Raw genomic sequence first — 207 nt, 5'->3', positions numbered from 1 at the left:
GCCGACCTGCTGGCCCGGGCGATGAACACTGCCAGCAAGAATTCTACGGCCTGCCCGGCCGACCAGGCTTAAACAAAGACCTGTCCTGCCGTTAACCAAGGCATGACCGCGCATGATCCCAATCTCAGCCGCTCGGGAAGCGGCCTGCTCGGCTGGCTCGGCTTTGGAGCGCGACCGGTCGATCCACCGATCGAAGCCGCCGCCGCC

Origin of the sequence: Novosphingobium sp. UBA6272 (assembly GCF_002440635.1) — a bacterium.
Taxonomy (GTDB): Bacteria; Pseudomonadota; Alphaproteobacteria; order Sphingomonadales; family Sphingomonadaceae; genus Novosphingobium.
This window is presented reverse-complemented; position numbering follows the sequence as displayed.